Origin of the sequence: Pseudomonas putida, assembly GCF_028682395.1 — a bacterium.
Lineage (GTDB): Bacteria > Pseudomonadota > Gammaproteobacteria > Pseudomonadales > Pseudomonadaceae > Aquipseudomonas > Aquipseudomonas putida_AB.
This window is the reverse complement of the sequence record NZ_JANHLC010000001.1, coordinates 850,908-863,435: the sequence shown is the minus strand read 5'-3', so window position 1 is coordinate 863,435 and position 12,528 is coordinate 850,908. Positions and strand designations below refer to the sequence as shown.

Genomic DNA, 12,528 nt, shown 5'->3' with positions numbered 1-12,528 from the left:
TCTTTACCCTGTCATCTCTGTTGAAGAGAGCATGGTCTCAAGTCCCATTGATCGCTGGGTTTATTGGGTTTGCCTGTGATTTTGGCGGCGTTTCTGAGCTGGGTTATTTTGAGCGGAATCCGCGAGCGCCATGCTGACCGATTCCAAGCGGCGTCATCTCAAACCGAAAGAAACACGCTACAAAGAGCTCAGGTCTAAGCCGTTGTACAGGTCGCCAAGATCGAGCCATTGTTGGTCAATGCACATAAAAAAACCGCTGCCTGGGGCTGGCATCGGCTTTTCTAGAAAGCCCCGCTTGGGCTCAAATGCTTAAGTGAACGCTGTTATGCGTAATTGCCGGATTTTTGATGGGAGTGTTGGACAACGTCCGGCTCTTTTGCGCACTGCCCGTTCGTGCCTTCACGGGTCGCTCGGTGAACTCAGGCGAAAATATGAGCCGATATCAGTTTGGAGATTTCGACAATGGCCGTTTTGCCGGTGAACTCGAACTTCACTTTTCCAAGGGAAGAAAAGTAGATTTCCAACTCGGAATCCAGATCGAACGTACCTGAGGTTTCAACGGAGTAGGCCACAATATTTTTGTAGGGCAGGGAGGTGAAATCCTTTTTGCTGCCGGTGATGCCCTGTACGTTCACGGCGATGATCCGTTTGTTGGTAAACACCACGCCGTCGCGCATGGATTTGTAGGCGTCGATCACGTGCTCGCCATCCAGCAGCAGGCTGGTTACCCGCTCAGCGTATTCGTCGTTTTGTTTGAGCTTGAAAAAGCCTTTGTTGTTGAAGTCGATCATGCGTGGATGTCCCTATGAGATGAAAAACTGTCCGGATACTGGCGTGATTGAAGCCGGCGGAGGATTCTGCGCAACCCGGCTACGGATCTCAAGGCGAATATGTTCCGGTGCGGTTGAGCCTGGACGGGTGACGGCGGATACAGATTCAACGCGGTGTTTGCGGCTTCAAACCAGCCACCTGTCGGTTCGATAGAGGATCGGGTCACTGACACGGCAGATTGGCCACCAGGCCTTTGGACGCTTTTGGTAGCCCAACAATCGCGGCCGCTTCCCGTCAGCGCTCGGCTTTTGCGTTTCCTTGGGCACGACATTTCGCTTTATTGCCAGTTGCAACATGCGGAAAGAACCTTGGGCCTTTTGCTGGGTGCCCACGCTGTACCTTCTCGCGGGTGTTTTATCGACGCGTCCCGCTTTGACGGAATTGCTTTGTCGAAAATAACGCTTGGGTTGTCATTTGACATCCTGGTTATTCACTATGAGACTTGAGGCTATGGATGGCTCGTGCATCTCATCCCAAGAAGGAAATCGAACGTGTTTTGCGCCATGCCGAGAAACGTGGCTGGCGCGTGGAAGTGGGAGGCAGCCATGCCTGGGGAAAGATCTTTTGCCCGTTCAGGACCGACCTCTGTCGTTGCGGTGAGTTTTGCATCACCAGTATCTGGAGTACGCCGCGTAATGCCGTCAGCCACGCCAAAGCCCTGCAAAGGGTCGTTGATGGATGTGCCAACCTGATCGGCAGCAAGCGCCCTCGCGTGTCCTGCAAGGAGTAGAGCTATGGATTATCTGTTCACCCTCAAGTACCAATTGCCCGAGCAGGAGCGTGACCTGGATGCGCTGGTCGAACGACTGGGCGCAGCCGGTTGTGATGACGCGCTGGTCGGCATCGGTCTGCCAGGGCGCCTGGCGCTGGCGTTCAATCGCGAAGCGCAGAGTGGTGAAGCTGCAATGTTGAGCGCGCTCCAGGATGTAAAGCGTGTGCTCCCGACCGCACGACTGGTAGAGGCGGCGCCTGACCTGGTGGGGCTGAGCGATATTGCCGAGTTTGTCGGCGTCTCACGGCAAAATATGCGCAAGCTGATGTTGGCCCACCCCGACAGCTTCCCGCTGGCAATGCACGAAGGCAGTACGTCGCTCTGGCATCTGGTTGCGGTGCTTGAATGGCTGCAGAACCGTGGCGGGTATGCGATTGCCCCTGCACTGCTGGAAGTCGCCCGGGCCACTCGGCAGGTCAACCAGGCCCGGGCGGCAAGCAGCCATGCAGCGCTAAAGCCGGAACTGATGGCGCTGTTCGATTAGTTCGCGGGCAGCGGCCCGCGTGTTGGGCCGCAGGTGCAGGGATCGGGTCGCAGGCTGCGGCCAGTCGCCGCGCCGCCCTTACTGTTTCACAATTGCGGGTGTATCGTATTCGCTTTTTTGCGGGCCTCGGTCCGCAGCCGATCTATGAGGTAGTGAAGCCCATGTCCTTTACCCGTCGACAAATCCTCGGTGGCCTGGCAGGCCTGGTTGTGGTGGGCGTAGGCGCCGGCGGTGCGTCGCGTTACTGGCTGGGGAAAATGGCGGATGCCGAGGCTGGGCATGATTACGAGCTGATCGCCGCCCCCCTGGATGTCGAACTGGTTGCCGGGCACAAGACTCAGGCCTGGGCCTTCGGCCCGTCGGCACCGGGCACCGAGTTGCGGGTACGCCAGGGTGAATGGCTACGCGTGCGGTTTATCAACCACTTGCCGGTCGCCACGACTATCCACTGGCATGGTATCCGCCTGCCATTGGAAATGGACGGTGTGCCTTACGTGTCACAGTTGCCGGTCCTGCCCGGCGAGTATTTCGACTACAAGTTCCGCGTGCCCGATGCGGGCAGCTTCTGGTATCACCCCCATGTGAGCAGCAGCGAGGAATTGGGCCGTGGCCTGGTCGGCCCGCTGATTGTCGAGGAGCGCGAGCCTACGGGATTCCAGCATGAACGCACGCTGAGCCTGAAGAGCTGGCACGTCGATGAAGAGGGGGCCTTCCTGCCGTTCAGCATTCCCCGCGAAGCTGCAAGGGGCGGGACGGCCGGGCGGTTGGCGACGATCAACGGCCAGCCGCAGGCGGTCATCGATCTTCCGGCCGGGCAGATCGTTCGGGTGCGCCTGCTCAATCTCGATAACACCCTGACCTATCGCATCAATATCCCCGGCGTCGAAGCGCAGATCTATGCTCTGGACGGCAATCCGATCGAGCCGCGCCCGTTGGGCAAGGAGTACTGGCTCGGCCCGGGGATGCGGATCTGCCTGGCCATCAAGGCGCCTGCGGCCGGTGAAGAGCTTTCTCTGCGCAATGGTCCTGTACGCCTGGGCACGTTCCGCTCGGTCGCCAGCAGTGAGGCCCCCGGCGAGTGGCCGCCGGCACTCCCGGCGAACCCGATTGCCGAGCCGGACATGGCCAATGCCGAGAAACTGAACTTCAATTTCGAGTGGGTAGGGTCGGTCTCGGTGAATGTCGAGAACGGCAAGCCGCCAAGCCTCTGGCAGATCAATGGTCAGGCCTGGGATATCACCGACAAGACCTGTGCCGACCGCCCCATCGCGAAGCTGGAAAAGGGCAAGAGCTACATCTTCGAGCTGAAGAACATGACCCAGTACCAGCACCCCATCCATTTGCATGGCATGAGTTTCAAGGTGATCGGCTCCAACCGGCGCAAGATCATTCCCTATTTCACCGACACCTTCCTGCTCGGCAAGAACGAGCGCGCACGGGTCGCACTGGTGGCGGATAACCCCGGGGTCTGGATGTTCCATTGTCATGTGATCGACCATATGGAAACCGGCCTGATGGCCGCGATCGAGGTGGCCTGATGCGCCAGATACGGCCCGCGGCGATTATCGACCGTAGCCGCGACCAGGACTTCATGCGCGAGGCATTGCTCCTCGCCGCTCAGGGCGCGGCGTTGGGCGAAGTCCCAGTGGGCGCGGTGTTGGTACAGGACGGTGAAATCATAGGGCGGGGTTTCAATTGCCCGATCAGTGGCAGTGATCCGAGCGCCCATGCCGAAATGGTCGCGATCCGTGCTGCCGCCCAGGCCGTGCACAACTACCGTTTACCTGGCAGCACCCTGTACGTCACGCTGGAGCCGTGCAGCATGTGCGCCGGCCTGATTGTTCATTCGCGCATTGCCCGGGTGGTCTATGGCGCGCTGGAGCCCAAGGCCGGGATCGTGCAGAGCCAGGGCCAGTTCTTCAGCCAGGGGTTTCTCAACCATCGGGTGTTGTTCGAAGGTGGTGTGCTGGCCGAGGAGTGTGGGGCAGTGCTAAGCGATTTCTTCAAGGCCCGTCGGGCGCGTTGAGTGAGTGGCCGCGAGCAAGTGCGCGCGGCGTTCGATGGTTACTTGCGTGCGACGATCACCGCACGCATGGGCGCGGGTAGCCCTTCGATGGTCTTGTTATGGTCGTTCGGGTCAAGGAAGTCGCTGAGGGACTGGTACTTCATCCACTCGGTACCGCGCTGCTCCTCGACACTGGTCACGCTGACATCCACGCAACGCACGTCGCTGAAGCCGGCCCGGCGCAGCCACAGCTCCAGCGCCGGCACCGAAGGCAGGAACCAGACATTGCGCATCTGTGCATAGCGGTCCTCGGGCACCAGCACTTGCTGCTGGTCACCTTCGATCACCAGGGTTTCCAGCACCAACTCGCCGCCCTTGACCAGGCAGTCCTTGAGCGCCAGCAGGTGCTCGATGGGCGAGCGCCGATGGTAGAACACGCCCATGGAAAACACGGTATCGAAACCTTCCAACCCGGGCGGCAGATCCTCCAGGGTAAATGGCAGGTGCCAGGCCGGCTGTTCGGGCAGAAAACGCTGCACGGCCTGGAACTGGCAGAAGAACAGCCAGTTGGGGTCGACCCCGATCACGCTGTCGGCACCGGCACCGAGCATGCGCCACATGTAGTAGCCATTGCCGCAGCCGACATCGAGGATGCGCTTGCCCTTGAGGTCCAGGTGGGGGGCGACCCGCGACCATTTCCAGTCCGAGCGCCATTCGGTATCGACATGCACGCCAAACAGATCGAACGGGCCCTTGCGCCATGGGCACAGGCCCATCAACGCGCTGCGCATCTGCGTGCGGGTGGCGTCATCGCAGTCGGTGTCCAGGGTCAACCCGTCGAGCAGGTCGATCCGGCTGGGCAGAATCGCGGGCAGAGCATTCAAGGCGCTCTGCCAGCGTTCGAGGTCGCCGTGCCCCTTTTCCATCTTGCTATCGAGCTGGGCCTGCAGGCCGTTGGCCCAGGCGGCCAGGGGGGTATGCGCCAGGCGGCGGGCGAGGGGAGACAAATCAATCATGGCAGGGCAATCAACGAGGCAAAGTTAAGACACTGGAACCATGGCACGACCTTCGAGAAGCCGGCTGCCAATAGGCGCTCGCGGTGTTCTTCGAGGCTGTCGGGCTTCATGACATGTTCGATGGCGCTACGTTTCTGAGCGATTTCCAGTTCGCTGTAACCGTTGGCACGCTTGAACGCGACATGCAGGTCGGTTAGCAGTGCGTGCTCTTGGGCATCGTCGAAACGCAGTTTCTCCGAAAGAATCAACGCGCCGCCCGGCAACAGCGCCTGGCGGATGCGCCCAAGCAGCGCCAGGCGTTGTTCGGGGGCGATAAACTGCAGGGTGAAGTTCAGCGCGACCACTGACGTCGGCTGGAACTCCAGGGCGAGGATATCGCCGTCGATCACCTCCACCGGCAGCAGTTCCTGGAACATCGAGTCCTGGCCATTGAGGTACTCGCGGCATCGCTCGACCATGGCCGCGGAGTTATCCACCGCGATCACTCGGCAACCATCGCTGCGTACATGGCGGCGCAGGGCTTGGGTGACCGCGCCCAGGGAGCTGCCCAGGTCGTAGAGCACGCTGTGGGGCTGGGCAAATTGCGCGGCCAGCACGCCGAGGTTTTCGACGATGGTCGGGTAACCGGGCACCGACCGCTTGATCATGTCTGGAAAAACCCGCACGACATCTTCGTTGAAGGCGAAATCCGGCACCTGGGCCAGGGGCTGGGCGAATATGCGGTCGGGTTCTTGGCTCACGGTGGATCCAGCGGCGATGGGGAAAAGGGCCGGCATTTTAGCCAAGTTGGCGCCGGGATGCGCGGTCTGTCTGATAAACCGCGCCGCCGGGTTATGCGTGCTGTTCTGTCTGCGTGGTCCGTTGGTCAAAGACCGAGGCGGTGATGCCCCATTGGCCGATCCAGTAGGCGAGGTTGATCAGGTAGGGCGCGGCGGCAAACTTGACGACAAAGCGATCGATGCCGATCAGGCTGTCCGAGAATACGAACACCAGGGCTCCTCCCGCGGCCAGCCACGCCGAGCGGGGCGCAACGCCACTGCCCAGGCGGGCCAGCGCCCGCCAGAGCATCGCGCTGATCGCCAGTGCATAAACCACCACGGGCACCAGCAAGTCGCCCAGGCCCTTGGATATCAGTACGGCGAGCAACACCGCCCCCGTGGCCAGGGCCAACAGCAAAGGCAGCAGGGCCAGGCGACGGCAATCGCTCAGGTAGGCCTTGAGGTAGGCGAGGTGCGCGACCAGGAAGGCGCCCAGACCAAAGACAAACAGATCCCCCGGCCATGCCAGGAGGATATCGCCGAGCAGGGAAAACAACAGGCCCAGGACGATCCAGCGCCGATAGGCACTGGGTGGGGCGCCATGCAGCCAGCCAAGCATTGCCAGTACGGGGAATGGTTTGGCCAGCAGGCACAGCATGGAGGAGTCGATGCTCACCCCGTAGACAAACGCGCCGGCGCCGATCAGGGCGAGAACGATCCATGGCATATCAGTTGACCTTGAGAGAGCAGTCGAAGGTTTGGGCTGGGGCGGCTTCCGGTTCCCAGGGTTGCTGGTAGGTCAGGCGCAGGCGTCCGGTGCCGGCGGCGAATGCCTGGAAGCGCCAGGTCGAATGCCCGCCGGCGCCGACGACACCGCTGTTTTGCGGGCTGTTGTAGACCTCGGGTCCGAGGCTGCGTAGCACGCCACCGGCGGAGTCCTGGATGGTCCAGCGAAAGCCGGTGGTGGGATTGCTGGGGAGGGTCAGGATCAGGTTCTGTCCGGTGCTCAGTTGCACGGGGCATTCGCTCTGGTTTTCCACCGTCAGGTTTTGCCGGGAGGCATGGGCGCAGGCGGTCAGGAGGGCGAGGCTGGACAGGACGGCAAGCAGGCGAATAGGGGGCATGAAGACTCCGGTCGGATAAGGACAGGACGTCAGCATAACCTCCCTTTGGCCGCAATCGCGAGCAGGCCCGTTGCACCCTGGCAACGGGCCTGCGCGCAGTGCTCTAGAACAGCACTTTGGCCACGTCAGTGAAGCGTTTGGCAAAGTGCACGGTCATCCCTTCCTTGAGGTAGTCCGGCAGTTCTTCGAAGTTACCGCGATTGGACTCCGGCAGAATCAGCTCGTTGATCTTCTGCCGGCGCGCGGCGATGACTTTTTCCCGCACGCCGCCAATCGGCAGCACATGGCCAGTCAGCGTCAGTTCGCCGGTCATGGCGACGCCTTTTTTCGGCGGCTGGTTACGGGCCAGGGACAGCAGGGCGCTGGCCATGGTCACCCCGGCACTTGGGCCATCCTTGGGCGTGGCACCTTCGGGCACATGCAGGTGGACAAAGGCTTCGTCGAAGAACCGCGGGTCGCCACCAAATTGCTTGAGGTGCGAGCTGACATAGCTATAAGCGATTTCCGCGGACTCTTTCATGACATCCCCCAACTGCCCGGTGAGCTTGAAGCCCCGGTTGAGAGAGTGGATACGCGTGGCTTCGATCGGCAGCGTGGCGCCGCCCATGCTGGTCCAGGCGAGGCCGGTAATGACCCCGGTGCCGGACAGCACCTGTTCGTTGCGGAACACGGGCATGCCGAGCGCTGCTTCAAGGTCTTTGGTGCCGATCTTGATCACCGACTTGGGTTGGTCGAGCAGCTTGACCACGGCCTTGCGCACCAATTTGCCCAGCTGTTTTTCCAGCTGGCGAACGCCGGCTTCGCGGGCATAACCGTCGATCACGGCGCGCAGTGCGCTGTCGCTGATCGACAGGCTGCCCTTGGATACGCCGGCCTTTTCCAGTTGTTTGGGCCACAGATGGCGTTTGGCAATGGTCAGCTTTTCTTCTGTGATATAGCCGGACAGGCGAATCACTTCCATCCGGTCGAGCAATGGCCCGGGGATCGAGTCCAGGGTATTGGCGGTGCAGACAAACAGCACTTTGGACAGGTCCAGGCGCAGGTCCAGGTAGTGGTCGAGAAAGTCGACGTTCTGTTCTGGGTCGAGGGTCTCGAGCAGGGCCGAGGCCGGGTCGCCTTGGTAGCTCTGGCCCATTTTGTCGATCTCGTCGAGCATGATCACCGGGTTCATCACCTCGACTTCCTTGAGCGCCTGTACCAGCTTGCCCGGCTGGGCGCCGATATAGGTGCGTCGATGGCCCTTGATCTCGGCCTCATCGCGCATGCCGCCGAGGCTGAAACGATAGAACGGCCGCCCAAGGGATTCGGCGATGGATTTGCCGACGCTGGTCTTGCCCACGCCCGGCGGGCCGACGAGCAGCACAATGGAGCCACTGATCTCGCCCTTGTAGGCCCCGACCGCGAGGAATTCGAGGATGCGCTCCTTGATATCGCCGAGCCCGGCATGGTGCTGGTCCAGCACCTTGCGCGCGTGCTTGAGGTCGAGTTTGTCGGCACCGTAAACGCCCCAGGGGACCGAGGTCGCCCACTCCAGGTAGTTGCGGGTTACCGCATACTCCGGCGAACCGGTTTCGAGGATCGACAGTTTGTTCATTTCCTCGCTGATACGCTTCTGCGCCTGGGGCGGCAGTACCTTGCCCTGTAAGCGCTGCTCGAACTGTTCCAGGTCGGCGCTGCGGTCGTCCTTGGTCAGCCCCAGTTCCTGCTGAATGACCTTGAGCTGCTCCTTGAGGAAAAACTCGCGCTGGTGCTCGCCGATCTTGCGATTCACTTCGGCCGAGATTTCCTTTTGCAGGCGGGCGACTTCGACTTCCTTGCGCAACATCGGCAGGACCTTCTCCATGCGCTTGAGCATGGGCACGCAGTCGAGCACTTCCTGCAGTTCGGTGCCGGCGGCCGAGGTCAGCGCCGCGGCAAAGTCGGTCAGGGGCGAAGGGTCGTTGGGGCTGAAGCGATTGAGGTAGTTTTTCAGCTCTTCGCTGTACAGCGGATTGAGCGGCAACAGTTCCTTGATCGCATTGATCAACGCCATGCCGTAGGCCTTGACCTCGTCGGTCGGCTCGCTGGGCTGGTGCGGATATTCGACCTCTACCAGATAAGGCGGGCGATGGTGTTTGAGCCAGGTGCGGATGCGCACACGGGTCAGGCCCTGGGCAACGAACTGCAGCTTGCCGTTTTCCCGGCTGGCGTGATGGACCTTCACCAGCGTGCCGTACAGCGGCAGCCGGGAGGTATCGAAATGCCGTGGGTCTTCAGGCGGATTTTCCATGAAGAACAGGGCCAGGGAATGATGGTCGGACTTGCTGACCAGATCCAAGGTTTCAGCCCAAGGCTCTTCGTTGACAATTACCGGCAGCACCTGCGCTGGGAAGAACGGGCGATTGTGAATGGGGATGATGTAGACCTTGTCTGGCAAATTTTGTCCCGGCAGTGTCAGGCCTGTGCTGGACGACGCGTGTGATTCGGCGTGTTCCGGGTCAGCATATTCTTCGAGGTGTTCGGGAAATTCTTGCTGGTCGCTCATAGGGCACCTGCGCAATGGGGTATGGCTCTTAGATGGGGCATAGGTCAGGTGGTTTCAATGGCATTGGACTTCCCGTGCCTGGGATAAAGCCGACAGAGTCTTTCTTTAAGGCAGAGCAGCCGGCGCGGGCTAAGGCGCCGCGCTTTACGTCGTCGTTGCGGGGCGAGGCGACGTCCGAGTGCGTAGCGCTCGCAACGGTCATTTGGGGGCCGATCCACTGTAGGTGCGGCTGCCGGGCGGCGATCGATCAATAGGCCAATGCGACGTAAGGTTAGGTCGCCTGTTGTCTTCTGGTCGTCAAAATAATGGCTAGAAAGTGTCCGTTCTTATTGCGTGCTTTTCGCGAACCCGGCAGCTAATCTGAGTTTCTAAAAATAGTTTCAAGATAAGACGGCTATTTGACGCTCTGACCGGTTGCCGAGGGATGCGTATGGGTAAGGGACTTTTCAGCTGGCCTGCTCCGGGGCGTTCGGCCCGGGTTTTGCTCATCGATCGACAGGTGCTGCCTGGCCCGGAGCGGCCATGAACGTGCGTACAAGCTTCCAGGCGCGAATTGCCTTGGTATTGGGGTTGTCGCTGCTGTTGGTGGTTGGGGTCCTGTACTTCGCGGTGAAGATTGCCACCACCCGTACCGTGCAAAAACAGGCCGAAGAACAGCTGCAAGCCGGTGCGCGAGTGTTCGAGCGACTGCTGGATCTGCGGGGAGAGCGCTTGCAGTACGGTGCAGACTGGCTTGCTGGCGATTCGCAGATGCTCGAGTTGGTGCCCCGGGGAGATGCGCAGGCGATTCGCAGGCTGATGGAGCGGCACGGTGCGGGGGTGGGCGCCAGTGAAATGCTGCTGCTCGACAGGGATGGCAAGGTGATCGTCAGCACCTTGCCCCAGGTCGCCGAGGGCCAGCCGTTTCGTGATATCGAGTTGCTACGCGAGGCTTCACGCGACGGGCGCACGATGCTGATCGTGGTATTCGAGGGGCGCGCCTTTCTCTTGGTGCAACGCCTGATGCTGGCTCCGTCGTCGGTGGCCCGGGTGCTGGTGATGCTGCCGATGGACGCAGCCTTTGCCACAGAGTTGCAGCGCATGACCAACCTGCAGGTGTCGTTTCTGGTACGCCAGGGCGAGCAGGTTGGTCCGTTGTTCAGCACCCTGGCGCCGGACCTGCATGGTGTGGCCCGTCGCGACCTGCAAGCTTACGATCCTGGCGGCGCGCCACAACTGGATGAGTACGGCGGCCAGCGTTTCCTTAGTCAGGCGTTGCAACTGACCAATGGCCCCGACGGGCAGGTGCTGGCCCTGTTGCAAAGCCCACTGGATCAGGCCCTGCAAGCCTTTGCCGCGCTTGATCGGCAGATTCTCTGGATTGCCCTGGCGGCGCTGGTGCTGTCCGGTTTTGGCGCGTATCTGATTGCTCGGCGGGTTTCCCGCCCGGTGAGTGTGCTGGCGGCCGCCGCGCAGCGCATAGGCGAGGGCGATTACAGGAGTGAGGTTGTGCTGCGCCGGCGCGATGAACTGGGTTTGCTGGGCGCGGCGATCAATGCCATGCAACTGGGGCTGGCACGCCGCGAGCTGCAACTGGCGCACAACGCCCTGCATGATTCGTTGACCGGGCTGCCCAACCGGGCGCTGGCCATGGAACGACTGGGCAGCGCCATCAGCGCCCGGCGCAGCGTGGCGTTGATCTACCTGGGGATTGAGAACTACCGGGCGATCAACCAAACCTGCGGCCCCGAGGGGGGCGAGCAGATGATGCGCGACGCCAGCCGGATCCTGCGCGAGACATTGCCGGTGAGCGATACGGCGGCGCGCGTTACCGGTAATGAATTCCTGTTGTTGCTAGAAAGCACCGAGGTCGATATGGCGGTTTGCGTGGCTGATCGTCTGCATGGCCTGCTGACCCAGCCTCAGCGTATTGGTCGGCATGACATCACCCGGGAAATCTCTATGGGACTGGCGTTTTACCCCGAGGATGGCCTGGTGGCCGAAGACCTGATCGCTCGTGCCTCGCTGGCCCATCAGGATGCCGCGCAGTCTGCCAGCTATCTGCAGCTGTACCGCGAGGGTCGCGACCTGGCGCACCAGCGCCAGATTCGCCTGATCCACGACCTGCGCGAAGTCGCGGGGAGCGGCCAGTTGTTGCTGCATTACCAGCCCAAGCTCGATATCCGCGATGGCCGTGTACGCCAGGCCGAAGCGTTGCTGCGCTGGCAGCACCCGGAGTTCGGCGCGGTTTCGCCCGCAGAATTCATCCCCCTGGCCGAGCGTACCGGGAGTATCTACGGACTGACCTGCTGGGTGATCGAGGAAGGGATCCGCCAGGTTGCCGAATGGAATACGCGAGGGATACGGGTGCAGTTGTCGTTGAATATCAGCGCGGATGATTTGCAGGCGCCGGGGCTGGTGCCACTGGTTGAGCGACTTTTGGCGCGGCATAGCCTGGGCGCCGAACAGCTGGTTTTCGAAATCACCGAAAGTGCGGTGATGCGCGATCCGCAGCGGGCCCTGGAGGTGCTGGAGCGCTTGCGCGGTTGTGGTATCAGCTTATCGGTGGATGACTTTGGTACGGGCTACTCGTCTCTGGCCCATCTCAAGCGTTTGCCGGTGCAGGAACTGAAGATCGATCAATCCTTTGTGCGTGACCTCGATGCGGCCAGTGAAGATGCGGTGATCGTGCGTTCGACCATCGAAATGAGCCATAACCTGGGGCTCAAGGTGGTGGCTGAAGGTGTGGAGTACCAGCACAGCCTGGATCTGTTGGAGCGTTGGCATTGCGACACGGCGCAGGGCTACCTGATCAGCCGGCCGCTGGATGCCAGGGCCTTCGAAGCCTGGGTAGCGAATCTGGCGGTCACGGCAGCGGACCCCGCTGCGAGCAGTACGCTGTAGTCGCTGTCGTCAGGCGACGTGCGAGCGCGTAGCACGCAAAACCTTGGTCCGAGATCCGTCTGGTGCACTGCAAACACCCAATGACGACGGCTGTGCTGGCGGACGCAGTCTATCGGCAGCGCTAAAAAAAA

11 protein-coding genes are annotated in these 12,528 nt (G+C 61.2%); 5 read left to right on the top strand and 6 right to left on the bottom strand.

Annotated features, from left to right (window positions below; translation table 11 throughout):
* Positions 1–419: 419 nt before the first annotated feature.
* On the bottom strand, positions 420–791 hold the full coding sequence (locus NPS46_RS04095; RefSeq protein WP_274105117.1) for a PH domain-containing protein: 372 nt from the start codon (positions 789–791) through the stop codon (positions 420–422).
* Positions 792–1,285: 494 nt separating this feature from the next.
* Between NPS46_RS04095 and NPS46_RS04090 the strand changes: the two genes are divergently transcribed.
* The 4 genes from NPS46_RS04090 to tadA all read left to right on the top strand — a co-directional run bounded on the left by NPS46_RS04090 (position 1,286) and on the right by tadA (position 4,113).
* Entirely contained in the window at positions 1,286–1,561 is a 276-nt protein-coding gene (locus tag NPS46_RS04090; protein ID WP_274105115.1) for a hypothetical protein, read from the top strand.
* A 4-nt stretch (positions 1,562–1,565) separates the two neighbouring features.
* On the top strand, positions 1,566–2,087 hold the full coding sequence (locus tag NPS46_RS04085) for a helix-turn-helix transcriptional regulator (protein ID WP_274105114.1): 522 nt from the start codon (positions 1,566–1,568) through the stop codon (positions 2,085–2,087).
* Positions 2,088–2,248: 161 nt separating this feature from the next.
* Entirely contained in the window at positions 2,249–3,625 is a 1,377-nt protein-coding gene (locus NPS46_RS04080) for a multicopper oxidase family protein (RefSeq protein ID WP_274105113.1), read from the top strand.
* Positions 3,625–4,113 carry a tRNA adenosine(34) deaminase TadA gene (tadA, locus tag NPS46_RS04075; protein ID WP_274105112.1) on the top strand — a complete coding sequence of 163 codons (489 nt, stop codon included), beginning with the start codon at positions 3,625–3,627 and terminating at the stop codon, positions 4,111–4,113. The genes NPS46_RS04080 and tadA overlap by 1 nt, the downstream gene beginning before the upstream one ends.
* A 38-nt stretch (positions 4,114–4,151) precedes the next feature.
* Here tadA and cmoB read toward each other — a convergent pair whose 3' ends face one another.
* The 5 genes from cmoB to lon form a co-directional block, all read right to left on the bottom strand.
* Complete coding sequence (gene cmoB / locus NPS46_RS04070) at positions 4,152–5,108, bottom strand: tRNA 5-methoxyuridine(34)/uridine 5-oxyacetic acid(34) synthase CmoB (RefSeq protein WP_274105111.1); 957 nt, start codon at positions 5,106–5,108, stop codon at positions 4,152–4,154.
* Entirely contained in the window at positions 5,105–5,884 is a 780-nt protein-coding gene (gene cmoA / locus NPS46_RS04065; protein WP_274105110.1) for a carboxy-S-adenosyl-L-methionine synthase CmoA, read from the bottom strand. Before cmoA ends, cmoB begins: the two co-directional genes overlap by 4 nt.
* A gap of 55 nt (positions 5,885–5,939) precedes the next feature.
* Positions 5,940–6,593 (bottom strand): lysoplasmalogenase, encoded by a 654-nt coding sequence (locus NPS46_RS04060; RefSeq protein WP_274105109.1) that lies wholly within the window; start codon positions 6,591–6,593, stop codon positions 5,940–5,942.
* A 1-nt stretch (position 6,594) separates the two neighbouring features.
* Positions 6,595–6,990 carry a protease inhibitor I42 family protein gene (locus tag NPS46_RS04055; RefSeq protein ID WP_274105107.1) on the bottom strand — a complete coding sequence of 132 codons (396 nt, stop codon included), beginning with the start codon at positions 6,988–6,990 and terminating at the stop codon, positions 6,595–6,597.
* A gap of 103 nt (positions 6,991–7,093) precedes the next feature.
* A complete protein-coding gene (gene lon / locus NPS46_RS04050; protein WP_274105106.1) occupies positions 7,094–9,514 on the bottom strand; it encodes an endopeptidase La in 2,421 nt (806 codons plus the stop codon).
* Positions 9,515–10,036: 522 nt separating this feature from the next.
* Here lon and NPS46_RS04045 point away from each other — a divergent pair.
* A complete protein-coding gene (locus tag NPS46_RS04045) occupies positions 10,037–12,397 on the top strand; it encodes a putative bifunctional diguanylate cyclase/phosphodiesterase (RefSeq protein ID WP_274105104.1) in 2,361 nt (786 codons plus the stop codon).
* The last annotated feature ends 131 nt before the right edge of the window (positions 12,398–12,528 follow it).

Excerpts from the sequence above, each read along its gene's own strand:
- NPS46_RS04095 (WP_274105117.1), bottom strand. The coding sequence starts at position 791 with ATGATCGACTTCAACAACAAAGGCTTTTTCAAGCTCAAACAAAACGAC.
- NPS46_RS04090 (WP_274105115.1), top strand. The coding sequence starts at position 1,286 with ATGGCTCGTGCATCTCATCCCAAGAAGGAAATCGAACGTGTTTTGCGC.
- NPS46_RS04085 (WP_274105114.1), top strand. The coding sequence starts at position 1,566 with ATGGATTATCTGTTCACCCTCAAGTACCAATTGCCCGAGCAGGAGCGT.
- NPS46_RS04080 (WP_274105113.1), top strand. The coding sequence starts at position 2,249 with ATGTCCTTTACCCGTCGACAAATCCTCGGTGGCCTGGCAGGCCTGGTT.
- tadA (WP_274105112.1), top strand. The coding sequence starts at position 3,625 with ATGCGCCAGATACGGCCCGCGGCGATTATCGACCGTAGCCGCGACCAG.
- cmoB (WP_274105111.1), bottom strand. The coding sequence starts at position 5,108 with ATGATTGATTTGTCTCCCCTCGCCCGCCGCCTGGCGCATACCCCCCTG.
- cmoA (WP_274105110.1), bottom strand. The coding sequence starts at position 5,884 with ATGCCGGCCCTTTTCCCCATCGCCGCTGGATCCACCGTGAGCCAAGAA.
- NPS46_RS04060 (WP_274105109.1), bottom strand. The coding sequence starts at position 6,593 with ATGCCATGGATCGTTCTCGCCCTGATCGGCGCCGGCGCGTTTGTCTAC.
- NPS46_RS04055 (WP_274105107.1), bottom strand. The coding sequence starts at position 6,990 with ATGCCCCCTATTCGCCTGCTTGCCGTCCTGTCCAGCCTCGCCCTCCTG.
- lon (WP_274105106.1), bottom strand. The coding sequence starts at position 9,514 with ATGAGCGACCAGCAAGAATTTCCCGAACACCTCGAAGAATATGCTGAC.
- NPS46_RS04045 (WP_274105104.1), top strand. The coding sequence starts at position 10,037 with ATGAACGTGCGTACAAGCTTCCAGGCGCGAATTGCCTTGGTATTGGGG.